This is a genomic window from Rathayibacter sp. AY2B7 (assembly GCF_002931635.1).
In the GTDB taxonomy this organism is placed as follows: domain Bacteria; phylum Actinomycetota; class Actinomycetes; order Actinomycetales; family Microbacteriaceae; genus Rathayibacter.
Genome location: NZ_PSUC01000012.1, coordinates 13,777 through 37,487, shown reverse-complemented (window position 1 = coordinate 37,487; position 23,711 = coordinate 13,777). Strand labels below are relative to the sequence as shown.

Genomic DNA, 23,711 nt, shown 5'->3' with positions numbered 1-23,711 from the left:
CACAGGTCTCGGGGGTGATCCGCGCCGCCCTGGTGCAGTTCTCCCCACCCCGGCTCGGCGGCTCCGGCGGCCGATACGATGGACCCCATGCCTCGGATCCGACAGTCAGATGTCGAGGAGGTCAAGGCGCGGGTGAACATCGGCGACGTGATCGGCGAGTACGTCACGTTGAAGTCGGCCGGCGTCGGCTCGCTGAAGGGCCTCTGCCCCTTCCACGACGAGCGCAGCCCCAGCTTCCACGTCCGCCCGCAGGCCGGCTTCTACCACTGCTTCGGCTGCCAGGAGTCAGGCGACGTCTACAGCTTCGTCATGAAGATGGACCACAGCTCGTTCAGCGAGACCGTCGAGCGACTCGCCGGGCGCATCGGCTTCCCGCTGCAGTACGAGGACGGCGACGGCCGCGCGCCCGAGACCGGCGGGCGAGCGCGCCTCCTCGCCGCGAACGACGCCGCGGAGGAGTACTTCCGCGAGCAGCTCGCGACCCCGGGCGCCGACGTCGGCCGGCGCTTCCTCGGCGAGCGGGGCTTCGACCGCGCCGCCGCCGACCGCTTCGGCGTCGGCTTCGCGCCCGACGGCTGGGACGGTCTCACCACCGCGCTCAAGCGCCGCGGCTTCTCGGAGGAGGAGCTGACCACGGCCGGGCTGGTCAGCAGCAACAACCGCGGCGGCGTCTACGACCGCTTCCGCGGCCGCCTCGTCTGGCCGATCCGCGACGTGACCGGCCAGACCGTCGGTTTCGGCGCCCGCCGCCTCCTCGAGGAGGACAAGGGCCCCAAGTACCTCAACACCCCCGAGACGCCCGTCTACCACAAGTCCCAGGTGCTCTACGGGCTCGACCTCGCCAAGCGGGACATCTCCCGCGGGCACCGGGTGGTCGTCGTCGAGGGCTACACGGACGTCATGGCCTGCCACCTCGCCGGCGTCACCACCGCGGTCGCCACCTGCGGCACCTCCTTCGGCGTCGACCACATCAAGGTGCTGCGCCGGGTGCTGGGCGACGACAGCGGCGTCGGCGAGGTCGTCTTCACCTTCGACCCCGACGCGGCGGGCCAGAAGGCCGCGATGCGCGCGTTCCAGGAGGAGCACCGCTTCGCCGCGCAGACCTTCGTCGCCGTCGCGCCCGAGGGCCTGGACCCCTGCGACCTCCGCCTGAACCGCGGAGACGACGCCGTCCGCCGCCTCATCGACGACAAGAAGCCGATGTTCGAGTTCGTGATCCGGCAGCTGCTGGACCGCTACGACCTCGAGACGGTCGAGGGCCGGATCGCGGCCCTGCGCGCGGCCGCCCCGGTCGTCGCCGAGATCCGCGACCCGGCGCTGCGGCCCGGCTACTCCCGCGAGCTCGCCCGGATGCTCGGCCTGGACATGGCCGAGGTCAACTCCGCCGTGCGCTCCGCCGGATCCCGGCCCCGCTCCTCCGGACCCGAGGGCCGCGACCAGCAGGGCGGCCGGGGCGGCGGCGGATCACCCGCGGCCGAGGCGCCCCTCGGCGCGCGCATCGCCGACCTCCCCGTCGACGTCGTCACGCGCATCGAGCGGGAGGCGCTGATGGCGATGCTCCAGCTGCCCCAGGCGATGGGTCCGGAGCTCCTGGCCCGGGCGGCGCACGCGGCGGTCACCAACGAGACCCTCCGCGTGGTCCGTGACGCCGTGGTCGCGAACCTCGAGCGGGCGGAGGACCGCGACTGGGTCGAGCACGTCGCCGACGACGTCCCCGGCCCCTTCGCCTCGCTGGTGCGCCAGCTCGCGGTGGCGCCGATCCCGGCCGCCGACGAGGAGGGGCTCGCCCGCTACTCCCGGGACGTGGCGATCTCGCTCATCGAGCGCGATCTGCTCCGCGAGATCGCCGAGCTGCGCGGGGCGCTCCAGCGCGCGTCCGCCGATCCGGTGATGGCGCGCGCGGTGCAGGTGCGCCTGGTCGAGCTCGAGCGCGAGAAGCGGGCGCTGCGCACGGAGTGAGCGTGTTGCGGTCGTGTGAAGAAATCGGCCGCACGCCCGTGCCGGTTCGGAGAGCGCTTCCAACTGTGTTACCTATGAGGAACAGCAATGCGGGCGTCCAGTGTCGTGACGCCACAGCCCACAGGAGATCTGTGTGCCGAGAGTCCGCGCGCCCGGAGCGCGCCCGCATCCCATCCTTGACAGGAAGAGGCAGACGGAGATGAATTCCGCATCCACTCGCGGCACCCGTGCACTGGCCGCCGCCGCAGGCTTCGCCGCGGTCGCGCTCGTGCTGACGGGTTGCGCCGCCGGCGGGAACGACTCGTCCGGCGGCAGCGCCGGAGGGGCCCTGACCATCGGCACCACCGACAAGATCACGACGCTCGACCCCGCGGGCTCCTACGACAACGGCTCGTTCGCCGTGATGAACCAGGTGTTCCCGTTCCTGATGAACACCCCCTACGGCAGCCCGGACGTCGAGCCCGACATCGCCGAGTCGGCGGAGTTCACCGCTCCCACGGAGTACACCGTGAAGCTGAAGGAGGGACTGAAGTGGGCCAACGGCCACGACCTCACCTCCTCCGACGTGAAGTTCTCCTTCGACCGCCAGGTCGGCATCGCGGCCGAGAACGGCCCGTCCTCGCTCCTGGCGAACCTCGACAGCGTCGCGGCTCCGGACGACACGACCGTGGTCTTCACGCTGAAGTCCGAGAACGACCAGACCTTCCCGCAGATCCTCTCGAGCCCCGCCGGCCCGATCGTGGACGAGGAGGTCTTCTCGGCCGACGAGCTGACCGCGGACGCCGACATCGTCTCGGGCGACGCCTTCGCCGGCCAGTACACGATCGCGAACTACGACGTGAACAACCTCATCCAGTACAAGGCGTACCCGGACTACCAGGGCGTTCTCGGCGAGGCGAAGACGGACACCGTCAACGTCAAGTACTACGCGGACTCGTCCAACCTCAAGCTGGACATCCAGGAGGGGAACATCGACGTCGCGTTCCGCAGCCTCTCGGCGACGGACATCGACGACCTCCGCGGCAACGACACGGTCAAGGTCGTGGACGGCCCCGGCGGCGAGATCCGCTACATCGTCTTCAACTTCGACACCCAGCCCTTCGGCGCGACGACCGGTGAGGCCGACAGCGCCAAGGCCCTCGCCGTGCGCCAGGCCGTCGCCGACCTGATCGACCGCGACGAGATCGCCGACCAGGTCTACAAGGGCACCTACACTCCCCTCTACTCCTACGTCCCCGCCGGCCTGACCGGCGCGGTCGAGCCGCTCAAGTCGCTCTACGGCGACGGCAACGGCGCGCCCGACGCGGACAAGGCGAAGGCGACCCTCGAGGCCGCCGGCGTCACCGCTCCGGTCACCCTGAACCTGCAGTACTCGAACGACCACTACGGTCCGTCCTCGGGCGACGAGTACGCGCTGATCAAGGACCAGCTGGAGTCGACCGGCCTCTTCACCGTGAACCTGCAGACCACGGAGTGGGTGCAGTACTCGAAGGACCGCTCGAGCGACGTCTACCCGGCGTACCAGCTCGGCTGGTTCCCCGACTACTCCGACGCCGACAACTACCTCTCGCCGTTCTTCATCAAGGAGAACTTCCTCGCCAACCACTTCGACGACGCCGAGGTGCAGAGCCTGATCGCGCAGCAGGTCTCGACCACCGACGCCGACGCGCGCACCGCGCTGATCGAGCAGATCCAGGAGAAGGTCGCGGCGCAGCTCTCGACCGTCCCCTACCTGCAGGGCTCGCAGGTCGCGGTCGTCGGCAGCACCGTGAGCGGAGCCGAGGACACCCTCGACGCCTCGTTCAAGTTCCGCTACGCGGCACTCAGCAAGGGCTGATCCACCCCCCCTCGCGGCCGGCGCCTCCCCGACAGGAGGCGCCGGCCGTTCTCCACGAAAGGCATCACGTGACGACAGCCACGACGGCTGCGGCGACGGCGCCCACCCGGCGACCGCGCGGCTCCGGGGGCGGACTCGGGCGCTACCTGCTCGTCCGCTTCCTGCTCATCATCCCCACCGTCTTCATCCTCGTGACGCTGGTGTTCCTCCTCATGCGCTCCACGGGCGACCCGATCACGGCGGCCCTCGGCGGCCGCCTGACCGCGGACCAGCTCGCCGAGCGCGTGGCCGCCGCCGGCTACGACCGGCCGCTGATCGTGCAGTACCTCGAGTACCTCGGCAAGCTGCTGACCGGCGACTTCGGCACCACCCTGAGCGACAACCGCCCCGTCACCGAGGTGCTCCTCACCTACGGCGCTGCGACGGTCGAGCTCGCCTTCTACGCCCTGATCGTGGCGTTCCTGGTCGGCATCCCGCTCGGGATGCTCGCCGCCTACCACCGCGACCGCACCCCCGACGCGGTGCTGCGCATCTTCGCGATCCTCTGCTACGCGACCCCGGTGTTCTTCGCGGGCCTGCTGCTGAAGCTGGTGTTCTCCGTCTGGCTGAAGTGGTTCCCCGTCGCCGGGCGTGCCTCGACGAGCACCGAGCTCTCGCTCCAGTTCCTCGAGAACAAGACCGGCATCTACCTGATCGACGCGATCCAGACCGGCGACCCGGCCGCGATCTCGGACGTGCTCTCGCACGCGGTGCTCCCCGCCGTCGCACTGGGACTGCTCACCGCGGGCATCTTCCTGCGCCTGGTGCGCACCAATGTGATCGGCACGCTCGGCACCGATTACGTGGACGCGGCGCGCTCGCGCGGCGTCAGCGAGTTCCGGCTCGTCCGCACCCACGCCTACCGGCCGGCGCTCATCCCGATCATCACCGTGATCGGCCTGCAGATCGCCCTGCTGCTCGGCGGCGCCGTCCTCACCGAGACCACCTTCGAGTGGAAGGGCCTCGGCTTCCAGCTCGCCGAGTACCTCCAGGCCCGCGACTTCGTGGCCGTGCAGGGCATCGTCGCCCTGCTCGCCGTCATCGTGGCGCTGACCAACTTCATCGTCGACGTCATCGCGGCGCTCATCGACCCGCGAGTGAGGTACTGAGCATGAGCACCACCTCCCCGGCGCGTCCGCGCCGCCGCCTCGTCGACCGCCTGCCGGTCGTCCACCAGCTCCGGCAGAGCGTCGGCCTCCAGCGGGGAATGCTCGTCACCGGCCTGATCATCACCGGCGCGTTCCTGCTGGTGGCCCTGTTCGCGCCCCTCATCGCGCCCTACGGCTACTCGCAGCTGCGCTCGGGCGGCGAGTCGTTCGGCGCGCAGGAGCCGCCGAGCGCGGAGCACCTGCTCGGCACCACCGTCGGCGGCTACGACGTCCTCTCGCGAGTGATCTGGGGGGCGCAGACCGCGTTCCTCGTGATCGTCGTCGCCGTGGTCCTGTCGATCTTCCTCGGCGTCTTCCTCGGCCTCGTCTCCGGCTACCTCGGCGGCTGGCTCGACCGCGTGCTCGTCGTGATCTGCGACGCGATCTACGCGTTCCCGACCCTGCTGCTGGCGATCGTGATGTCGATCGTCATCTCCGGCGGGCAGTCGAACCTCTGGGCCGGCATCTTCGCCGCGGCGGTCTCGATCACCGTGGTCTACATCCCGCAGTACTTCCGCGTGATCCGGGCCGAGACCGTGCGGATCAAGGGCGACGCCTTCGTCGAGTCGGCGAAGGTCATCGGGGCGTCGACGCCGCGGATCATGTTCCGCCACGTCCTGCGGAACGCGACGCGCACGCTGCCGCTGATCTTCACGCTGAACTCCTCCGAGGCGATCCTGACCCTCGCGGGCCTGGGCTTCCTCGGCTTCGGCATCGAGCCGACGTCGGCCGCGGAGTGGGGCTACGACCTCAACAAGGCGCTGTCGGACGTCACGAGCGGCATCTGGTGGACCTCGGTCTTCCCGGGCCTGGCGATCGTGCTCGTGGTGCTGGGCATCACCCTCGTGGGCGAGAGCCTGAACGACCTCGCCGACCCGCGCCTGCGCGGTCGGCGCGCGGTGGCCGCCGGTGCCGGCGACGTCGCCGCGACGTCCGTCGTGCCGGGCGGCGTCCTCGCCGCCGACGGCCTGGAGACGCCGGGGCACGACCCCGTCGCCGGAGTGGAGGAGACACGATGAGCGACCAGCGCATCGTCCGGGACGCCTCAGCGCGTCCGATCGTGGACATCACCGACCTCGAGGTCGCCTTCGCGAGCGACCGCGGCGCCGTCCGCGCCGTCGCCGGGGTGAGCCTGCGCGTCGAGCGCGGCGAGGTCCTGGCGATCGTCGGCGAGTCCGGCAGCGGCAAGACCGTGACCGCGAAGACCATCCTCGGCCTCCTGCCCGAGACGGCCACCGCCTCCGGAGTGGTCCTGCTCTCGAAGAAGGACGGCAGCGCGGCGACCGACGTCGTCTCCGTGCCGAAGGCCCGCCTCCGGGAGCTGCGCGGCACCGACGTCGCCATGGTCTTCCAGGAGCCGGGAACCGCCCTCAACCCGGTCTTCACGGTGGGCTGGCAGATCGCGGAGGGACTGCGCGCCCACGGCTCCGTCTCGAAGAAGGAGGCGCGCAAGCGCGCGATCGACGTCCTCCGCACCGTCGGCATCCCGGAGCCGGAGAAGCGGGTCGACTACTACCCGCACCAGTTCTCGGGCGGCCAGAAGCAGCGTGTCGTCATCGCGATGGCACTGGTCCTGGATCCCGGTCTGATCGTCGCGGACGAGCCGACCACCGCGCTCGACGTGACCGTGCAAGCCGAGATCCTCGACCTGCTCCGCCGGTGCCGCGACGAGTTCGGCACCTCGATCGTGCTGATCACCCACAACATGGGCGTCGTCGCCGACCTGGCCGACCGCGTCGCCGTGATGTACCAGGGCGAGCTGGTCGAGGAGGCGACGGTCTCCGAGCTGTTCTCGGCGCCGAAGGCCGAGTACACGAGGAAGCTCCTCGCCGCCGTCCCGCACGTGGGCCAGGGTGTCGAGCGCGCCCGCGTCCGCGCCGTCGAGCGCGCCGAGGCCCCCGAGGCCGAGACGCTCGTCGCCGCCGAGGGCCTGCGGATCCAGTACCCCGGCCGGCTCGGCCGTCCCGGCTTCGTCGCGGTCGACGGCGTCTCGCTGCGCATCCGCGCGGGCGAGGTGCTGGGCCTCGTCGGCGAGAGCGGCTCGGGCAAGACCACCATCGGGCGCGCCATCGCAGGCCTGACGCCGGTGACCGGCGGGTCGCTGAAGGTCCTCGGCAAGGAGATGCGCGGCATCCGCGAGCGCGCCTTCCGGCCGGTCCGCGGCGACATCGGCTTCGTGTTCCAGGACCCGGCGTCGAGCTTCAACCCGCTGCTCACCATCGCGGAGTGCGTGGCCGAGCCGTTGATCGTGCACGGACGGGCCGGCGACGCCGCCGGGGCGCGCTCGCGCGTCGACGAGCTCCTGGAGGCGGTGCAGCTGCCCCGCTCCTACGGCGACCGCTACCCGCACGAGCTCTCCGGCGGCCAGCGCCAGCGCGCCAGCCTCGCCCGGGCCCTCGCCCTCGAGCCGAAGCTGCTGATCGCCGACGAGCCGACCTCGGCGCTCGACGTGTCGGTGCAGGCCCGCGTGCTCGAGCTCTTCGCGGAGCTGCAGCGCGAGTTCGGCTTCGCCTCCCTGTTCATCAGCCACGACCTCGCCGTGGTCGACCTGCTCGCCGACCGCATCGCGGTGCTCTACCGCGGCGAGCTGGTCGAGGAGGGGACGGGGGCCGAGGTGCTCGCCGCGCCGAAGCACCCCTACACGCAGCGCCTGCTCGCCTCCCTGCCCGTGCCCGACCCGGTCGAGCAGGCCTCGAGGCGCGAGCTCCTGCGCAGCATCGTCGAGGCGGAGCGCCGGGCGTGAGCAGGACCGCCGAGGATCAGGCCCCCATCGTCGTCGACGACCTCAGCGTCGAGTACCCGCCGCGCGGCATCAGCCGCCGGTGGACGGCGCTGCGGGGAGTGAGCCTCCGCGTGGAGCCGGGGGAGGTGCTCGGGATCCTCGGCGGCAGCGGCTCGGGCAAGTCCACGCTCGCGCGCGTGCTCGGCGGCGACGGCCTGGGGCACGACGGCGGCCGCACGCGCCCGGTGATCATCGGAGGGGACGCGACGGTCGCGGGGCACCGCCTCCGCTCGCTCCCCGCCCGCGAGCTCAAGCGCTTCACCGTCGACGTCGCGCATCTCGCGCAGGACGCCGGAGCGGCCCTCCGCCCCGAGCTGACCGTCTCGGAGCTGATCGCCGAGCCGATCTTCCTCCGCGACCGCCACTACGACCCGAAGGCCGCGGCGGTGCGGGTGGCGACGCTGCTCGACTCCGTGCACCTGCCGCTGTTCCTGCTGGACCGCTACCCCTACGAGCTCTCCAGCGGCCAGCGCCAGCGCGTGGCCGTGGCCCGCTCGCTCGTGCTCGGGCCGAAGGTGCTGATCGCCGACGAGCCGACCTCGGGCATCGACGCGACGGTGCGCGAGTCGATCGTCGACCTCCTCGCCGATCTGCGGCGCCGGGAGGGCTTCGCGGCCGTCGTGGTCAGCCACGACATCGACGTGCTGAGCCGGGCGACCGACCGGATCGCAGTGCTCGTGGGCGGCGAGGTCGTCGCGTACGGGCCGCTGCTGGAGGTGCTGATCGAGGCCCGGCACCCCTACGTGCGCGAACTCGGAGCGGCCTTCGCCGAGTACGAGCGCTTCGACGCCTCCCGAGCGCAGCGCGTCGAGGCGGCCGACCAGTGACCGTCCCGCGCGTCGCGGTGCTCCCGCGGCCGAAGCCGGTGTTCGCCGAGGCGGTGGAGTCGGGCGGTGGAGTGGTCGTCGGACTCGACGGGAGTCCGGACGCGCTGCTCTGGCTGTCCTACGGCCGCACGGACGAGCTGGCCGCGGTGCTGGAGGAGCACCCGTCGATCCGCTGGGTGCAGCTGCCCTGGGCCGGCGTCGACGTCTTCGCGCCCGTGCTCGCCGCGTCCCGCGCGGACATCGTCTGGACCAGCGCCAAGGGCGCCTACGCGGAGCCGGTGGCCGAGCACGCGCTCGCGCTGGTGCTCGCCCTCCTGCGCTCGCTGCCCGAGCGGGCGCGCGCCGAGTCGTGGGGGCCGAAGAAGGCGGTCACGCTGCATCGCGCCTCCGTGGTGATCGTCGGAGCAGGAGGGATCGCTCGCGAGCTCCTGCGGCTGCTCGCCGTCTTCGACTGCCGGGTGACGATCGTCCGCCGCGGAGACGAGCCGGTGGAGGGCGCCGCCCGCACCCTGCCGGCGTCGCGGCTCGCCGAGGCCGCGGCGGACGCCGACGTGCTGGTCCTGGCCGCCGCCGCCACCGCGGGCACGGAGCGGATGGTCGACGCGGGTCTGCTCGCGCGGCTCCCCGCCCACGCCGTGCTCGTCAACGTCGCCCGGGGGAGCCTCGTCGACACGGACGCGCTCGTCGCGGCCCTCGCCGAGGGCCGTCTCGCGGGCGCCGCGCTCGACGTGACGGACCCCGAGCCGCTGCCGGACGGGCATCCGCTCTGGAGCGAGCCCCGATGCCTGATCACGCCCCACAGCGCGGACACCCCCGAGATCACCGCGCCGCTCCTGGCCGAGCGCGTGCGCGCCAACGTGGCCGCCTGTGCCGCCGGCGCGCCGTTCGTCGGCCGCGTCGACCCGGGCTCCGGCTACTGAGAGCGCGCCCGATTTTGCGTTTGCGGAGAGTTTGCTAAAGTAGTACCGCGCTGATCGCCTCCGGGTGGTCGGATGATCCTCGATAGCTCAATTGGCAGAGCAATCGGCTGTTAACCGGTAGGTTCTTGGTTCGAGTCCAAGTCGGGGAGCGAAGGGTCCGGGACTCCACTCTCGGGCCCTTTTTTCGTGCCCGCGAGCGGTCGCTCTCGAGGGCCCACCAGCTCGGACCGACGATCGGAGGCGCGATGCGCGAGGACGTGCTCGCCCTCCTGCGCCGCCGCCCCGACGTCGAGGCGCCGGATCTCGTCGCCGTCGACGCCAGTGACCGCCTGCTGCTCGACCTCGCCGCCGATCGCGGCCGCCTCGCCGTGATCGGGGACGCCTACGGGGCGCTGAGCCTCGGCCTCGCCGCCGACGGACGTGCCGTGCGCGTCGTGCAGGACTCGATCACCGCCGAGCGCGCTCTGGCGCAGAACCTCGAGACGGTGCGCGGGTCGGGCGTCGACCTCGCGCCGATCGAGATCGTCGACTCCGTCGCGGAGGCCGTCCGCGACGCCGACGCGGTGCTCCTGCGCCTGCCGCGCTCGCTCGACGCCCTGGCCGCCGTCGCAGCCGGGACCGCACTCGCGAACCCGGCGGCGACCCTGATCGGCGCCGGCCGCATCAAGCACATGACGCGCACGATGAACGACGTGCTCGCCGCGCGCTACGAGCGGATCGACGTCTCCCTCGCGCGTCAGAAGTCGCGCGCCCTGCTCGCAAGCGGCGCGCTCCCCGACCAGCCGCCCGCGCCCGGGCCCGAGCGGCGCCGTCTGGACGAGCTCGACCTCGAGGTCGTCGCGCTGCCGGGAGCCTTCGCCGGGGCGCGACTGGACCTCGGCACCCGCGCCCTCCTCGCCGCCCTCGATGTCGACTCCCTTCCCGCGGGCACCGCACTCGACCTCGGCTGCGGAACCGGCGTCCTCGCCGCCGTGGTGGCCCGGGCCCGCCCCGACCTCGCCGTGACCGCGACGGACACCTCGCGTGCCGCGGTCGAGTCCGCCCGGGCGACCGCGGCGGCCAACGGGCTGGCCGTCAGCGTCCTTCGCGACGACAACGCCTCGACGCTGGAGGCGTCCTCCGTCGACGTCGTGCTCTGCAATCCGCCGTTCCACTCCGACGGAGCCGTCACCGACCTCGTCGCCCGGCGCATGCTGCGCGCGGCCGGCCGCGTGCTGCGCCCCGGAGGCGTGCTGTGGACGGTCTTCAACTCCCACCTCGCGCATCCGGCCGAGCTGCGCCGTGCGGTCGGGCCGACCTCGGTGGTGGCGCGCGACCGCCGCTTCACCGTCACCCGTTCCGTGCGCTCCGACGGCTGAGTCAGGCTCCGCAACCCCCTCCGCGGCCTCAGGTCCGCTGTCCGCGGCGCGGGTACGATCTCTCTCCGGCGCTCCTGTGCCGAACCCGTCCCGTCCCCCCGGAGGCCGTCGTGCTCGAAGTCGTCCTCGTCCTCGCCCTGATCGCCCTGGTCGCGGTCGTCGTGCTGTGGCGCCGCGCCGTCGGCGCCGAGCGCCGTGCCGCCGAGAGCCGTGCGGAGGAGGCGGCACGCGTCGTCCGCCTCGAGCTGGCGGTCGGCGAGCAGGAGGCGAGGCTCCGCATCGTCGGCGAGCTCGAGCAGCTCGCGGTCCGCAGCGCCGCGCACGTCGTCGAGGAGGCCGAGAGCGTCCGTCTCACGATCGACCGCGACCCCGCCGCAGCCGCGCGGTCGGCGCAGCGTGCCGTGCGGGCGGCCGAGGCCTCGCTGGCGCAGCTGCGCCGCATCGCGACCGTCGCCTCCGTCGATCCGGGGGAGCTGCCGCGCACCGGCGGCTCCGTCCCCCTGATCGAGGGCGCCCGCGAGCGAGGCCTGAGCGTCCGCGAGGAGTCGTTCGGCGAGCCGTTCCCGCTGCAGGACGGCGCCGAGGTGGCTGTGCTCCGGGTGCTCGAGTACGCCTTCGACTCGGCGCTGGAGACCGGCGGCGCGGGGACCGAGGTCCGCATCAGCTCCCGATGGACGACCACCGGCCTCCGGGTGGAGGTCGACGACGACCGCGAGCAGCACGGCGCTGCGGAGCAGGACGCCAGCGCTCTCGAGGCGGATCTGCGCTCGCTCACCGAGCGCATCGACAGCCCCGCGCTCGCCGAGCTGCGCGAGCGGGCCGCCCTCTTCGGCGGCGACGTGACCGAGAAGCGGACGCCCGGCGTCGGCCGGAGCGTCACCGCCTCGTTCCCCGCGATCCGCCACCACAACGGCGTGCACGGGGTCGACCTGGCCTGAGTCAGTCCTCGAGGTGCTCTACGCCGGGCAGCCACGAGACGCCGGGGCCGCCCCAGCCGCGCTTCCGGGTGATCTTCGCGACCGGCTTGTGGTAGTCGTGCTCGAGGCGGTCGATGTAGAGCACGCCGTCGAGGTGGTCGAACTCGTGCTGGAACACGCGGGCGAACCAGCCGTCCGCGACGATCTCGAACGGCTCCTGCTCGAGGTCGACCGCGCGGAGGATCGCGCGCTCGGATCGGCGGAGCGGGAAGCGCTCGCCGGGGAAGGAGAGGCACCCCTCCGACTCCGTGTCCTCGTCCGCCTCGCCGAGCGGGGTCGGCGTGACGAACAGCTCGGGGTTGATCGCGACGCCGCGGCGGGGGGTGCCGTCGTCGTCGGCGTAGTCGTAGACGAACAGGCGAAGCGGGACGCCGACCTGCGGGCCGGCGAGGCCGACTCCGGGGGCGGTGTCCATCGTCTCGAACATGTCGGCGACGAGGGTGCGCAGCGCATCGTCGAACTCGGTGACGGGGGCGGCGGGGGAGTGCAGGACGGGGTCGCCGGCGATGCGGATGGGGAGGACGGCCATGGGGGACAGGGTACCGCGGGGCCGCCGACCGGGTCCGCGAGGATCATCCGCTGGGCTCAGCCCCTCACCCGTGCGTCGGAGGACTCCCGGAGGCGTTCTGGGTAGGGTCGACCCCATGCCCGCCGATCTCGCCGAACTCCTCAACGACCCGGCGAAGTTCATCGGCATCCCGATCGCTCTCGTGGGCGCGGTGTTCCTCTCCCTCGGCGCGCAGTTCCAGCACCGGGGAGTGGCGAAGGTGGAGCGGTTCTCGAAGCGCTCCGGCTCCTCCGGGCTCAGCGGCGGCCAGCTGGTCGCGCTGCTCTCGCGCCCCTCGTGGGTGATCGGCACCCTGCTCCTCGGCCTCGCGATCGTCTTCCAGCTGACGAGCCTCGGCTTCTCCCCGCTCATCGTGGTGCAGCCGCTCGGAGCGGTGGCGCTCGTGATCACCGCGGTCGTGAACGCGCGGGTCAGCCGGGTGCGCCTGAACGCGGCGTCGATCCGGGCGATCGTGCTCTGCGTCGGAGGCGTCGGCACGTTCGTCCTCGTGGCGGCGTTCAACGCGGTCGACAAGTCGATCCAGACGCCCGAGCTCATCACGATCCTCGTGATCCTCGCCGTGGTGCTCACGGTCTTCGTCATCGCCTTCCGCGTCTTCCGCCGCGGAGCGAAGGCGATCTTCTACATCGTGGGCGCCGGAGTGGTCTACGGCTTCGTGGCGACTCTCGCGAAGGTCGTGCTCAACCGCATCAAGTACGGCGAGTTCGACCCGCTGACGGTGGTCTGCATCGTGGCGCTCCTGGCCGCGACCGCGCTCGGCGGGTACTTCGTGCAGAACGCCTACTCCTCCGGCCCGCCGGACCTCGTCGTCGCGGGCCTGACCGTCATCGACCCGCTGGTGGCCGTCGCGATCGGCATCGTCGTGCTCGGGGAGGCGCAGTACGCGGCCCCGTGGGCGATCCCGCTCTTCATCGCAGCCGGTGCCGTCGCCATCTACGGCGTCTTCCTCCTCGCCAAGCACCACCCGCAGGCGCGCTGACGGCGCGGGATCCCGAGTGGTGAGGACTCCTCTGCCTACAATGGGTCCGCGCCGAGAGCCACGAAACCGACCGACCTCCGCCGATCGCTCCCTTCTCTCCCCGAGCGGCACGACACCGATAGGACCTCCCGTGTCAGATCCCCGCGACGCGTCCCGACCGGGATCGCCCGACTCCCGACCGCTGACGGTCGTGATCGGCTGCGACACCTTCGCTCCCGACGTGAACGGAGCCGCGAAGTTCGCCGAGCGCCTCGCCGCCGGTCTCGCGCAGCGCGGCCACGAGGTCCACGTCGTCGCCCCCTCGGCCGACGGCTGGAGCGGCACCCGGGTCGAGACGCACGAGGGCCAGCGGATCATCGTGCACCGGCTCTACAGCTGGCGCTGGTACCCGCACGACTGGCTGCGCTTCGCGATGCCGTGGCGGATCCGGCAGAACAGCGCGCGCATCCTCGACGAGGTGAAGCCCGACGTCGTGCACTTCCAGTCGCACATCATCGTCGGCCGCGGTCTCGGGATCGAGGCGGCCAAGCGCGGCATCCGCATCGTCGGCACGAACCACTTCATGCCCGAGAACATGCTCGAGTTCACCCTCCTGCCGAAGGCCGTGCAGGCCAAGGCCGTGGCGATGGCCTGGCGGGCCGCGCGCCGCACCTTCGGCCGGGCGGAGGCGGTCACCACACCGACCCGCAAGGCCGCGCAGTTCCTCGAGAAGTACACGGGCCTCCGGGGCGTCCACGCCATCTCCTGCGGCATCGACGCCGACAACTACACGCCCGACTTCGCGGCCCGCGCCGGCGACTCGATCCTCTTCGTCGGCCGCGTGACCGGCGAGAAGCACATCGACGTCCTGCTCCGCGCCGTCGCCCTGCTCGATCCGGCACTCGACGCGAAGCTCGAGATCGTCGGCGGCGGCGACCAGATGCGCAACCTGCAGCAGCTCGCCGCGACCCTCGGCATCGCCGACCGCGTCCGCTTCACCGGCTACGTCTCGGACGCCGAGCTCAAGGAGGCGTACACCCGCGCCACCGTGTTCGCCATGCCGTCCATCGCCGAGCTGCAGAGCATCGCGACGATGGAGGCGATGGCCTCGGCCCTCCCCGTCGTCGCCGCCGACGCGATGGCCCTCCCGCACCTCGTCCACGACGGCGAGAACGGCTACCTCTTCGCGCCGGGCAGCGCCGAGGCCCTCGCCGACCGCCTCACCGCCGTGCTCACGGCCGACCAGGAGGACCTCGAGGCGATGAAGCGCGCCTCCCTCCAAATCGTCGCCGCGCACGACATCAACCGCACGATCAGCACCTTCGAGAGCCTGTATCGTGGGGAGCCGGTGGCCGATCCGGCCTCCGACGCAGCGTCCGCACCCGCCGCCACCTGACGGCCGCTCGGACGGCCGCCGCGGGGCGTTAGCTCAGCCGGTCAGAGCAGCGGACTCATAATCCGTCGGTCACGGGTTCAAGTCCCGTACGCCCTACCAAGTAAACACTGGGGAGTAGGGCCCTCGGGTCGGAAGCTGCAAGAGCAGAACCCCTCCGAAACCCCTCCGCGGGTCTGATCTCCTCGGTTGGTAGCGGGCTCGATGCGGTGGCTGCCACACTCTGGCGATGGCACACTTTGAAGGTTTGAGTCAGCGGCAGAAGATGGCCCTGATTGAAGAAATCGACTCCGCGAAGCACCTGCTGGCCTACGGCGAGCGAGCCGTTCGCGGCGCGGCGTTCGTTGACACGATGCGCGACCCGATCATGACGATGCTCTCCATCGGCGTCGAGAAGCTGCTCAAGGTCGCCGTGGGACTCGTCGCCCTGGATGAGCATGGCGCGTGGCCCACCAAGACCGTCATGAAGCGAGAGTTCGGCCACGGCACGGCGAACCTCGACCGGATGCTCCGCGGCAAGCTCCAGGCGGGGATCGTCGGGAAGTCTTACGAGGACTACATCCAGGGTCTGTTCAACGCGGTTGAGGCCGATCCCGTGTGGCCGGTACTGCTCGATGCGCTCGATGCTTACGGACGGTCGGGCCGGTTCTACAACTTGGACTTGCTCGCGGACGAACCCCAGTCTTGGGACAGCCCCTCCGAGAAGTGGACCCTTGTCGAGAACTGTGCGATTGACGCGTCGCCGGAGCTACAAGCGTTGCGAGACGCTGGCTTCGCTGGCGACAACATGGCCTTTGACCAGCTCACTCGCGACATCAACAACGCCATCGCAGACAGCTTGCATCGTTGGTGGGAGGCGATCGCGGTTCTCGGTCGCCACGGCGTGCTTGGTGACCACAACAAGGCGTTCGGCTTCGAGGTGCACCCTGACGCCGTGGGGCGCCAGGTTATCGGCGAAGGTAACTAGAGCGTCCCCATACGTCGAGCCTTGATCCGCGCCGTCCGAGCCGGGCCCTGGAATACCTCGTTCAAAATCTCATCCATGAGGTCGAGTATCTCCCCAGCATCTTCCTCGGTGGGCTGAGTGGTGATATCTCCGTGCGCCATCTCGTTTCCTTGAAGCCGTATCTCATGCGCGGCATCTTTAGTATCCTGTCGGATGATGTTGAGTTCTGCCATCCGGTCGATCTTCGAGAGCAAGTTCCCCTTGGTTACGTCTTTCTCTTTGGCGGTCGCTTCTACGACGGTACGCGCCATCAGGATCGCTGCCATGAATGCACTAATGCTTGCCGCGCTGTGAGCTTCCTGAGCGGCCTGTGCGATGTGTGAAGGAACATCCTCGAAAATTGGTGATTCTCCGACACGTGGCAGCCACCTTACGGAGTCCTCCCGAGTTTCAGCGAGATTGAACCTTGCGTCGCTGGATACTTCCGCCGGGTCAAAGCTTGATCCCATGCTCGTGCGTCCACATGAATCGCAAGTCGCAATCCCCTCGACTATGCGTCCGTGAACCAATCCGTCCGGACTGGGGTACTCGAGATGGTACATAGTCGCCCATTGGATTGTCATGTGTGTGTAACGTTTACAGAAGCTGCAAGTCGTGGAAGCCATAAGACCAGTGTCACATAGTTGCATCTGGATAGGAGTTCAAGCGATGGTGCGAGCGGCGCCACTTCGGCCGCGGTCGGGCGCGAGATACGCGTCGAGGCGGTCCATGTCGGCGGCGTGGTCGTCGGGGAAGAAGTGCAGGTACACCTTGTAGGTGGTCGCAGTGTCGGCGTGGCCCAGGATGCGGGCGACCCGGGCGAGCGGCATCCCGGACGCCGCGAACAGCGACGCTGCGGTGTGGCGGAGGTCGTGGAAGCGCAGGTCCGGCTGGCCGATGGCCTTCGCGGCGTCGCGGAACCGGCGCCGGTAGAACGAGTTGTAGTCCATGCGCTTGGACCAGTCGAGCCCGCCGCGGGAGTCCCCGTACCCGCCGTAGTTGCGCCCCGGCCACAGCGACGCGGTCGGCTCGGTGGCGCGCGGGTGGGCGGCCAGGTACTCGGCCAGCTCGTCCGCCAGCTCACGCCGTAGCGGCACAGACCGGATGGACATGACGGACTTGGGGGAGTCCTCGCGGAAGCCCTCGCTGGTGCGGACCAGCGTCCGCCGAACCTCCAACTGCCGGCGCATGAGGTTCACGTCGCGGACCTGCAACGCCTGAATCTCGCCGCTGCGGAGGCCCGTGTATGCGGCCAGCCGCACGAACAGCCCGTCCGGCGCGTGGTCGTCCAGCGCGGCCCCGAGCGCGGTCACCTCCGCGGGCGACAGGAACAACGCCTCGAACGTCTGGGCGTGCTGGACCTTCGGCAGGTCCACGCCGGTCACAGGGTTGTGCACGATGAGCCGGTGCTTGATGGCGTAGCGGAACACCTTGTTGGCGGAGACGACGGCGTGCTTGATGGTGCTGGGATGGAGCGTTGCGTCGCCGCGGGTGGTCGGGGTCTGGGCGAGCTTCGACACCCACTTCTCGATGTCCTCGCTGGTGATGGTGCTGATGCGGCGGGCGCCCAGCGCCGGGAACACGTGCAGCTTGTACATCTGGACTACTCCGCTCCACCCGCGGTGGTTCCTTCTCTCCAGCGCCGGGTCGGGCCTCCACCTGATGTCGTTCTCGTCGGAGCGGACGGTCCGGCCCCGTCAGGCCGACGGGCCGTGCCTCAGGACGCCGCCGACGCGGTCCTCGCCGGCACGCCGACCGCAGACGAGTCGGAGGCGACGTCGCGGACGACGACGGCGCCGGCTCCGATCCGCACACGGTCGCCGACGGTCACGTCCCCGACGATCGTCGCGCGGGCGCCGATGTAGACGTCGTCGCCGATCACGGGCGTCCGACCCTTCGACTCGCCGATGGTGACGCCGTGGTAGATGAACGCGTTCCTCCCGATGACCGTGCGCGGGTGCAGGATCACGCCGCGGCCCCAGTGGGGGAGACGCAGGCCGGGCCCGACCTGAGCGGTCGGCGGCAGCTCGGCTCCGACGATCATGCGGGTCCAGACGAGATCGACGAGGCGGTAGACGAGGTGGAGGGGGAGCCGGGACCTCCGAGAGCTCGAGTACTGCCCGAGCCGGAGGACGAGGACGGTGAGCCGGTCGGAGGCGTGGCCCTTGGCGGCCAGGTCCGCTCGGACGACGGCTCGGAGGTCAGCGAGATCCATGCTCCCAGTCTGAGTGGGAGCCTCGAGGGTGAGGCCGGGCCGTCGGAGATCGTCCGGGGCGTGGCGAGCATCCGCGAGCGGACGACACGGTGGCGCGATGCGCTAGCACGTCCCGACGCGCCGCGCCCGTACTGGCCGCTCTCCGCTCGACGTGATTGCCTGATCCCGTGCCTGATCTTCCGATGTTCCCGCTCGGCTCCGTGCTCCTGCCGCACATGCCGCTCCCGCTCCGGCTGTTCGAGCCGCGGTACCTGCGGATGCTCGGCGACGTCCTCGAGGACGAGACCCTCGCGTTCGGCGTCGTGCTCATCGAGCGCGGCCAGGAGGTGGGCGGCGGCGACCAGCGGTTCGCGGTCGGCGCCCGCGCGCGCATCCTGAACATCGACGGGGCGGAGTCGTTCGTCACGCTCGACTCCGTGGGCGAGGAGCGCTTCGAGGTCGTCCGCTGGTACGAGGACGACCCGTACCCGCGCGCCGAGGTCCGCCTGCTGCCCGATCTGGAGTGGGACGAGAAGCACGCCCCCGCGCTGGCTGCGGCGGAGTCGGCGGTCCGCACGGCACTGGCGGTCGCGAGCGAGTTCGTCGAGCAGCGCTACGGCGCGGTCGTCGAGCTCGCCGAGGATCCGGCCGCGCACGCCTGGCAGCTCGCCGGCGTCGCACCGGTCACCGAGCTCGACCGCCTCGCGTTCCTCCGCAGCTCCACCATGGAGGAGCTGCTGGAGTCGGTCCGGGAGCGCTCCGCCGAGGCGACCGAGTCGTTCCGCGCCGGCTGGGCCTGAGCCTCGTCCCGTCTCACGACGAGCCCGTCAGTCCTCGAGGCTGACGCCGCGCTCCTCCGCCAGCTTGACCAGGTCGTCGACGACCACGAGCGCCATCCGCACCGAGCGGTCGCGGCGGTACTCCTCGTCGTCCGGGTCGATCCGCGAGGTGCGGTCGAGGGTCTCCTCGATCGACTGCGCGAGCTCGCGCCACGCGTCCTGACGGGCGTCGTCGACGAGCGTCGCGAGGTACTCCTCGTCCTGCGCCCGCCTGTGGAGGGAGTCGGCGACCAGGAGCGAGAGCCGCTCGCGGTGGTCGAGGTTGTCGACGTCGGCCGAGCGGTAGTCGTGCACGTGGTCGGAGCGGCCGCCTACGGAGGTCACGTCGGCGGCGATGCCGCGCAGGCGCTCGGCGGCCGCCTCGGACTCGCGCGCCAGCTTCTCGAGCTCCTCCGCGGCGACGACGGAGTAGCGGCCCGAGTCGAAGGGGACGTCAGCACCGAGGCCGTCCATCAGCACACGGTTCTTCACGGCCATCCGGCTCGCGTACTGCGCGAGCATCAGGCCCTCCTCGGCGGCCTCCTCGACGGAGGCGGGCTCGCGCGACGGGTTCTCATCGGGGTCGTACGGCTCCATCTTGAACCTGCGTCGACGCCGGAACCACACGTGCGTCACCTACATCCCGGAGCAGGCGCCCCGCCCGCCGGAGCACCTCTTCGAGAGTACCCGGCGGGCGGGCGCCGTGGTCGGCGGCTCAGGCCTCGCGCCAGTCGTCCTGCCGGAGGTGGGAGCCGGCCTGCGGCCCCATCTGCAGCATCCCGCCGTCCACGACGTATGAGGATCCGGTGATGTAGGAGGCGGCGGGAGAGGCCAGGAAGGCGACCACCGCCGCGATCTCGCGGGCGTCGCCGGGGCGGCCGAGGGGGATGCCGGGGCGGTCGATCGTGACGGGGTCCACGTCCTCGGCGTCGTCCATCGGCGTCGCGATCTCCCCGGGGGCGACGGCGTTGACGGTGATGCCGAGGGAGCCGAGCTCGAGTGCGGCGACCTTCAGCAGGCCGCCCAGCCCGTGCTTGGCAGCGGTGTAGGCGACAGAGCCGACCCGCGGCTGGTGCTCGTGGACACTGGTGACCGCGATGATCCTGCCGCCCGTGCCCTGAGCCGCCATGCGCCGCGCGGCGCGCTGGAGGCAGACGAACGCTCCGTCGAGGTTCAGGGCGACGGTCGAGCGCCAGCTGTCGAGGCTCTGCTCGAGGAAGGGCTCGCCCCCGCCTCCGCTCGCATTGCTGACGGCGACGTCGAGCCCGCCCAGTCGATCCACGAGGTCGTCGATCACGTCGCCCGCGCCCTCCAGATCCGTCGTGTCGAGGCGCGCGATCTCGGCGCGCCGGCCGAGGGAGCGCACCTCCTCCGCCGTGCCCTGCGCGCCCTCCTCGTCGCTGTGCCAGGTGATGCCGACGTCCATGCCCGCCTCGGCCAGTGCCACCGCGGTCGCCCGGCCGATGCCGGAGTCCGAGGCGGTCACCAGTGCACGGGTGGGCCGGAGGTCTCGAGGTCCCTGGGTCATGTCGTCTCCTGTCTCGATCGGGCCGCCGATCCGGCGGACACGGGTCGATCCCATCAGCGGATCCGGCGCGCTCGGGAGCCGGTTGACAGGTCCGGGCTCGCGCGAGACGTGTGGCGGTGTCCCCGGTGAGCGCCCCGATCGCGTTGACTGGGCGGATGGATCACCGGCGCATCTCGGTCGTCGTCCCCGTGAAGGACGACGCCCGCCACCTCGAGCAGCTGCTCGAGCTCCTCCGCGAGCAGACGCTCGCTCCGTTCGAGATCGTCGTCGTCGACGACGGGAGCACCGACGACAGCGCCGCCGTCGCGCGGGCGGCGGGCGCGCGGGTGGTGCGGCACGACGGAGCCGGGATCCCGGCGAGCACGGCGCACGGCTTCGACGAGGCGCACGGCGACGTCCTCGCACGGCTCGACGCCGACTCCCGCCCGGGACCCGACTGGCTGGCGCGCCTGGCCGGCCACTTCGCCGACCCCGAGGTCGGAGCGGTGACCGGTCCCGGACGCTTCGACGAGCTCGGCCCGATCGCCCGGGTGATCGCGCGGGTCGCCTACATGGACGCCTACTTCGTGCTGATGGGGTCGGCGCTGGCCAACTGGCCGCTCTTCGGCTCCAACTGCGCCGTCCGCCGGTCGGCGTGGGAGGAGATCGCGGAGGAGATGCACCGGCACGACGCCTACGTGCACGACGACGTCGAGATCAGCGTGCATCTCGGACTCCGGCACCGGATCGTGCTCGACCGCCACCTCGAGGTCGGTATCTCGGCCCGCCCCTTCGGCGCCTTCGCCGACATGCTCCGCCGGTTCGACCGCGCTCTGCACACGCTTGCGCGGCACCCCGGGATGGGGTCGTCCCTGCAGCGCTGGACGCACCGGGTGCGCCGCACCCATCGCGACCGCCTGCGAGCGACGGCCGCGGCGCGCCGCTCCGGCTGACGACGAGAACCGACGGCGCCGCCTGTCGGCTAGGGCTGGGCCGCGTCCGGCCGGGCCGCGTCCGGCTGGGCCGCGTCCGGCCGGGCCGCGTCGGGCTCGGCCTTCGCCACCCGATCCTCGTCCGGCGCGGGGCGCCCCTCCTTCGGCATCGCCCAGACCGCGGCGAGCATTCCCACGGCGAGGACCGTGAGCGCGATGCAGACGAAGCGGGTGCCCTCGGCGAGGTCCGCCGGTGCGGGGACGCCGCCGCCCGCCTTCGCGTTCACGATCGCGCCGAACACGGCCACGGCGACGGCGCTGCCGATGTTCCGGGCGAAGAAGTTTGTCGAGGAGACCACTCCGCGCTCGTTCCAGTCGACGCTCGACTGCGCCCGGATCAGCGTCGGAGTCGCCACGAGCCCCATACCGGCGCCGATCAGCACGCAGAAGCCGGCGATCTCCCACAGCGTCGAGGAGGCGCCGAGCAGGATGGTCAGCGCCGTGCCGATCACGACGAGCCCCGCCCCGAGGAAGCCCGTGTTGCGGAAGCCGATGCGCAGGTAGAGCCGGCCCGACAGGGACGCCGCGACCGGCCAGCCGAGCGTCATCGCCGCGACGGCGAAGCCCGCGCCGAGGGCGGAGCTGCCGAGCACGCCCTGCGCGAAGGTCGGGAAGTACGAGGTGACGCCGAGCGTGATCGCGCCGACGGTCACCGAGACCAGGCTGGTCGAGATCAGCACGCGCCGCGTGAGGACCCAGAGGGGGAGCACCGGGGCGGCCGCGCGCCGCTCGATCGCGACGAAGCCGGCGAACGCGAGGGCCGAGACGACGAACACGCCGACTCCGGCGGGGGAGAGCCACGGCCAGGCGCTGCCGCCCTCGAGCAGTCCGAGGATGAGCAGCGCGGTGCCCACGGCGAGCACGGAGGCGCCCGCCACGTCGATCCGCTGCTTCTCGCCCCGGGTGGTCTCGCGGAAGCTGCGGATCAGGAGGAACGCCGCCAGGAGGCACAGCGGGATGTTGACGAGGAAGATGCCGCGCCAGGCGCCCAGGTCCGAGAGCACGCCGCCGAGCGTCGGCCCGACGACCGAGGAGATGCCCCAGACGCTCGCGAGGTAGCCCTGGGTCTTCGCACGCTCGGCGACCGTGTAGATGTCGCCGGCGATGGTGATGCCCATCGGCTGGATCGCTCCGGCCCCCAGACCCTGCAGGGCTCGGAACGCGATCAGCGCGGGCATGCTCCAGGCGAGGCCGCACAGGAGCGAGCCGACCAGGAACAGGGCGATGCCGATCAGCATGATGGGCTTGCGCCCGATCACGTCGGCGAGCTTGCCGTAGAGGGGGACCGAGACCGCCTGGGCCAGCAGGTAGATCGAGAACAGCCAGGGGAACTGCTCGAAGCCCCCCAGGTCGGCGACGATGGACGGCACGGCCGTCGAGAGGATCGTGGCGTCGAGGGCGACCAGAGCGGTCGAGATCATCAGGGACAGCAGGATCGGGCCGCGCTCCGAGCGCAGTCCGACACTCGCGCGGGTGGGGGCGTCGGTCACTCTGCCCAGGCTATTCCATAGCCGGGGGATGGAAGCGGGGCGGAGAGGATCCGCTCCGGGGCTCGGTAGACTGGCGGCATGGAACTCGTTCTCTGGCTCGTCGTGTCCGCCATCGCCGGTGTCGGCCTCGTCTCCGGAGTCGCGGCTCTCATCGCCATGACGCGGGCGCCCTGGTCGGCCGACAAGTAGCCGCCCGGCCGGCCTCGCGCCGGCACTACTCGTAGATCCGCACCACGCTCCACTGCGGCTCCGTCGACGCGACCACGTCGAGCACGAACGCTCCGCCGGTCGCGAGGTCCGTCGCCTGGAAGCGCCAGCCGCCGATGCTCACGGGTGTGCGCCCGAACGTCGGCGGGAACCCCTCGAGGGGCGCCCACCACTCGCTCGTGCAGGTCCACACCGTCGGCCGGTCGGTCACCCGGTAGCTCCCGCCCCGCCACTCGAGCGCGATCGGCACTCCCTCGCCGTCGGTCGAGACCAGCGCCGTCTCGTCGATCACCGCCATCGTCGTGCTCCCGTTCACTCGCCGGACCCGGTTGGCCGTTCGAACATGTGTTCGATAGTCTGCGAGTGTACGCCGCGGCGCTCGTGCTCGCCACGGCCGCGGATCGACCGGTGGGAGGCGCGATGATCGAGTGGAGTCCGCTCCAGATGCTGCGCAGCAGCGGGCAGGACGAGTGGGTGATGGTCGACGCCCTGCGCACCGGCCGGGTCGGCCTGGTGCGCCGCATCGAGACCGGCCCGTACCGCGAGACCTGGTTCCGCGCGGTGACCTGGGCGGCCGAGCCGGAGAGGCGGACGCTCGTGGGCTACTCCCGCTCGATGGACACCATCGCGGCCGCCCTGTGGGCCCATCAGCCGCCGACGGCGCAGGAGAAGCCCTTCCCCGGCTACCCGCCCTCGCGGCCGTCGCCGTGACTCCTTCAGCGAGAGGGGGCCCGGCCGTCCCCGCGACGGCG

At 71.4% G+C, this 23,711-nt stretch carries 23 protein-coding genes and 2 tRNA genes; 17 read left to right on the top strand and 8 right to left on the bottom strand.

Annotated elements, in window-relative coordinates; genetic code table 11:
- Positions 1–87 precede the first annotated feature (87 nt).
- The 10 genes from dnaG (at position 88) to C5C27_RS04125 (ending at position 11,808) form a co-directional block, all read left to right on the top strand.
- Entirely contained in the window at positions 88–1,959 is a 1,872-nt protein-coding gene (gene dnaG / locus C5C27_RS04170) for a DNA primase (protein WP_104313692.1), read from the top strand.
- Between the two features lie 199 nt (positions 1,960–2,158).
- On the top strand, positions 2,159–3,796 hold the full coding sequence (locus C5C27_RS04165) for an ABC transporter substrate-binding protein (protein ID WP_104223443.1): 1,638 nt from the start codon (positions 2,159–2,161) through the stop codon (positions 3,794–3,796).
- Positions 3,797–3,864: 68 nt separating this feature from the next.
- Complete coding sequence (locus tag C5C27_RS04160; protein ID WP_104223444.1) at positions 3,865–4,944, top strand: ABC transporter permease; 1,080 nt, start codon at positions 3,865–3,867, stop codon at positions 4,942–4,944.
- A gap of 2 nt (positions 4,945–4,946) precedes the next feature.
- Positions 4,947–6,002 carry an ABC transporter permease gene (locus C5C27_RS04155; RefSeq protein WP_104226685.1) on the top strand — a complete coding sequence of 352 codons (1,056 nt, stop codon included), beginning with the start codon at positions 4,947–4,949 and terminating at the stop codon, positions 6,000–6,002.
- Complete coding sequence (locus C5C27_RS04150; RefSeq protein WP_104226684.1) at positions 5,999–7,726, top strand: ABC transporter ATP-binding protein; 1,728 nt, start codon at positions 5,999–6,001, stop codon at positions 7,724–7,726. The genes C5C27_RS04155 and C5C27_RS04150 overlap by 4 nt, the downstream gene beginning before the upstream one ends.
- A complete protein-coding gene (locus C5C27_RS04145; RefSeq protein ID WP_258060485.1) occupies positions 7,723–8,592 on the top strand; it encodes an ATP-binding cassette domain-containing protein in 870 nt (289 codons plus the stop codon). The genes C5C27_RS04150 and C5C27_RS04145 overlap by 4 nt, the downstream gene beginning before the upstream one ends.
- Positions 8,589–9,512 (top strand): NAD(P)-dependent oxidoreductase, encoded by a 924-nt coding sequence (locus C5C27_RS04140; RefSeq protein WP_258066493.1) that lies wholly within the window; start codon positions 8,589–8,591, stop codon positions 9,510–9,512. Before C5C27_RS04145 ends, C5C27_RS04140 begins: the two co-directional genes overlap by 4 nt.
- Before the next feature lie 76 nt (positions 9,513–9,588).
- Positions 9,589–9,661 (top strand) — tRNA-Asn (locus tag C5C27_RS04135).
- A gap of 96 nt (positions 9,662–9,757) precedes the next feature.
- Positions 9,758–10,870 carry a class I SAM-dependent methyltransferase gene (locus tag C5C27_RS04130; protein WP_104313691.1) on the top strand — a complete coding sequence of 371 codons (1,113 nt, stop codon included), beginning with the start codon at positions 9,758–9,760 and terminating at the stop codon, positions 10,868–10,870.
- A gap of 110 nt (positions 10,871–10,980) precedes the next feature.
- Positions 10,981–11,808 carry a hypothetical protein gene (locus tag C5C27_RS04125; protein ID WP_104223449.1) on the top strand — a complete coding sequence of 276 codons (828 nt, stop codon included), beginning with the start codon at positions 10,981–10,983 and terminating at the stop codon, positions 11,806–11,808.
- Position 11,809: 1 nt separating this feature from the next.
- Here C5C27_RS04125 and def read toward each other — a convergent pair whose 3' ends face one another.
- The gene (def, locus tag C5C27_RS04120; protein WP_104223450.1) at positions 11,810–12,376 is read right to left on the bottom strand and encodes a peptide deformylase; all 567 of its coding nucleotides are present in this window, start codon (positions 12,374–12,376) and stop codon (positions 11,810–11,812) included.
- Between the two features lie 115 nt (positions 12,377–12,491).
- Between def and C5C27_RS04115 the strand changes: the two genes are divergently transcribed.
- From C5C27_RS04115 to C5C27_RS04100, 4 genes are all read left to right on the top strand, one after another.
- Positions 12,492–13,394 (top strand): DMT family transporter, encoded by a 903-nt coding sequence (locus C5C27_RS04115; RefSeq protein WP_104223451.1) that lies wholly within the window; start codon positions 12,492–12,494, stop codon positions 13,392–13,394.
- Positions 13,395–13,524: 130 nt separating this feature from the next.
- Positions 13,525–14,769, top strand: coding sequence for a glycosyltransferase (locus C5C27_RS04110; RefSeq protein ID WP_258065199.1), 1,245 nt, complete (start codon positions 13,525–13,527; stop codon positions 14,767–14,769).
- A 22-nt stretch (positions 14,770–14,791) separates the two neighbouring features.
- Positions 14,792–14,868, top strand: a tRNA-Ile gene (locus C5C27_RS04105).
- A 127-nt stretch (positions 14,869–14,995) separates the two neighbouring features.
- Positions 14,996–15,733, top strand: a complete 738-nt coding sequence (locus C5C27_RS04100) for a hypothetical protein (RefSeq protein ID WP_104313690.1) — start codon at positions 14,996–14,998, stop codon at positions 15,731–15,733.
- On the opposite strand, the gene C5C27_RS18485 is transcribed toward C5C27_RS04100, so the two are convergent.
- The 3 genes from C5C27_RS18485 to C5C27_RS04085 all read right to left on the bottom strand — a co-directional run bounded on the left by C5C27_RS18485 (position 15,730) and on the right by C5C27_RS04085 (position 17,966).
- Positions 15,730–16,221 (bottom strand): DUF4145 domain-containing protein, encoded by a 492-nt coding sequence (locus C5C27_RS18485; protein ID WP_258066494.1) that lies wholly within the window; start codon positions 16,219–16,221, stop codon positions 15,730–15,732. The genes C5C27_RS04100 and C5C27_RS18485 overlap by 4 nt on opposite strands.
- A 192-nt stretch (positions 16,222–16,413) precedes the next feature.
- Complete coding sequence (locus tag C5C27_RS04090) at positions 16,414–17,349, bottom strand: site-specific integrase (RefSeq protein WP_104313689.1); 936 nt, start codon at positions 17,347–17,349, stop codon at positions 16,414–16,416.
- 119 nt (positions 17,350–17,468) lie between these two features.
- Positions 17,469–17,966 (bottom strand): serine acetyltransferase, encoded by a 498-nt coding sequence (locus C5C27_RS04085; protein ID WP_104313688.1) that lies wholly within the window; start codon positions 17,964–17,966, stop codon positions 17,469–17,471.
- A 167-nt stretch (positions 17,967–18,133) separates the two neighbouring features.
- Between C5C27_RS04085 and C5C27_RS04080 the strand changes: the two genes are divergently transcribed.
- A complete protein-coding gene (locus C5C27_RS04080; RefSeq protein ID WP_244229436.1) occupies positions 18,134–18,745 on the top strand; it encodes an LON peptidase substrate-binding domain-containing protein in 612 nt (203 codons plus the stop codon).
- Between the two features lie 27 nt (positions 18,746–18,772).
- Here the strand turns inward: C5C27_RS04080 and C5C27_RS04075 are convergent, their stop codons facing one another.
- Both C5C27_RS04075 and C5C27_RS04070 read right to left on the bottom strand, forming a co-directional pair.
- Entirely contained in the window at positions 18,773–19,360 is a 588-nt protein-coding gene (locus C5C27_RS04075) for a hypothetical protein (protein WP_104223455.1), read from the bottom strand.
- Between the two features lie 118 nt (positions 19,361–19,478).
- Positions 19,479–20,291, bottom strand: a complete 813-nt coding sequence (locus tag C5C27_RS04070; protein WP_104313701.1) for an SDR family oxidoreductase — start codon at positions 20,289–20,291, stop codon at positions 19,479–19,481.
- Positions 20,292–20,446: 155 nt separating this feature from the next.
- Between C5C27_RS04070 and C5C27_RS04065 the strand changes: the two genes are divergently transcribed.
- On the top strand, positions 20,447–21,223 hold the full coding sequence (locus C5C27_RS04065; RefSeq protein WP_104223456.1) for a glycosyltransferase family 2 protein: 777 nt from the start codon (positions 20,447–20,449) through the stop codon (positions 21,221–21,223).
- A 29-nt stretch (positions 21,224–21,252) separates the two neighbouring features.
- Here C5C27_RS04065 and C5C27_RS04060 read toward each other — a convergent pair whose 3' ends face one another.
- On the bottom strand, positions 21,253–22,683 hold the full coding sequence (locus C5C27_RS04060; protein WP_104313700.1) for an MDR family MFS transporter: 1,431 nt from the start codon (positions 22,681–22,683) through the stop codon (positions 21,253–21,255).
- Positions 22,684–22,966: 283 nt separating this feature from the next.
- Positions 22,967–23,275, bottom strand: a complete 309-nt coding sequence (locus C5C27_RS04055) for a hypothetical protein (protein WP_104226677.1) — start codon at positions 23,273–23,275, stop codon at positions 22,967–22,969.
- 47 nt (positions 23,276–23,322) lie between these two features.
- On the opposite strand from C5C27_RS04055, the gene C5C27_RS04050 reads away from it, so the two are divergent.
- Positions 23,323–23,670 carry a hypothetical protein gene (locus C5C27_RS04050; protein WP_104313687.1) on the top strand — a complete coding sequence of 116 codons (348 nt, stop codon included), beginning with the start codon at positions 23,323–23,325 and terminating at the stop codon, positions 23,668–23,670.
- Positions 23,671–23,711 lie beyond the last annotated feature (41 nt).

Bases quoted from the DNA above. Each gene is read 5' to 3' on its own strand.
- dnaG (WP_104313692.1), top strand. From the start codon at position 88: ATGCCTCGGATCCGACAGTCAGATGTCGAGGAGGTCAAGGCGCGGGTG.
- C5C27_RS04090 (WP_104313689.1), bottom strand. From the start codon at position 17,349: ATGTACAAGCTGCACGTGTTCCCGGCGCTGGGCGCCCGCCGCATCAGC.
- C5C27_RS04155 (WP_104226685.1), top strand. From the start codon at position 4,947: ATGAGCACCACCTCCCCGGCGCGTCCGCGCCGCCGCCTCGTCGACCGC.
- C5C27_RS04060 (WP_104313700.1), bottom strand. From the start codon at position 22,683: ATGATCTCGACCGCTCTGGTCGCCCTCGACGCCACGATCCTCTCGACG.
- def (WP_104223450.1), bottom strand. From the start codon at position 12,376: ATGGCCGTCCTCCCCATCCGCATCGCCGGCGACCCCGTCCTGCACTCC.
- C5C27_RS04075 (WP_104223455.1), bottom strand. From the start codon at position 19,360: ATGGAGCCGTACGACCCCGATGAGAACCCGTCGCGCGAGCCCGCCTCC.
- C5C27_RS04165 (WP_104223443.1), top strand. From the start codon at position 2,159: ATGAATTCCGCATCCACTCGCGGCACCCGTGCACTGGCCGCCGCCGCA.
- C5C27_RS04130 (WP_104313691.1), top strand. From the start codon at position 9,758: ATGCGCGAGGACGTGCTCGCCCTCCTGCGCCGCCGCCCCGACGTCGAG.
- C5C27_RS04150 (WP_104226684.1), top strand. From the start codon at position 5,999: ATGAGCGACCAGCGCATCGTCCGGGACGCCTCAGCGCGTCCGATCGTG.
- C5C27_RS04065 (WP_104223456.1), top strand. From the start codon at position 20,447: ATGGATCACCGGCGCATCTCGGTCGTCGTCCCCGTGAAGGACGACGCC.
- C5C27_RS04115 (WP_104223451.1), top strand. From the start codon at position 12,492: ATGCCCGCCGATCTCGCCGAACTCCTCAACGACCCGGCGAAGTTCATC.
- C5C27_RS04085 (WP_104313688.1), bottom strand. From the start codon at position 17,966: ATGGATCTCGCTGACCTCCGAGCCGTCGTCCGAGCGGACCTGGCCGCC.
- C5C27_RS04100 (WP_104313690.1), top strand. From the start codon at position 14,996: ATGGCACACTTTGAAGGTTTGAGTCAGCGGCAGAAGATGGCCCTGATT.
- C5C27_RS04070 (WP_104313701.1), bottom strand. From the start codon at position 20,291: ATGACCCAGGGACCTCGAGACCTCCGGCCCACCCGTGCACTGGTGACC.
- C5C27_RS18485 (WP_258066494.1), bottom strand. From the start codon at position 16,221: ATGGGATCAAGCTTTGACCCGGCGGAAGTATCCAGCGACGCAAGGTTC.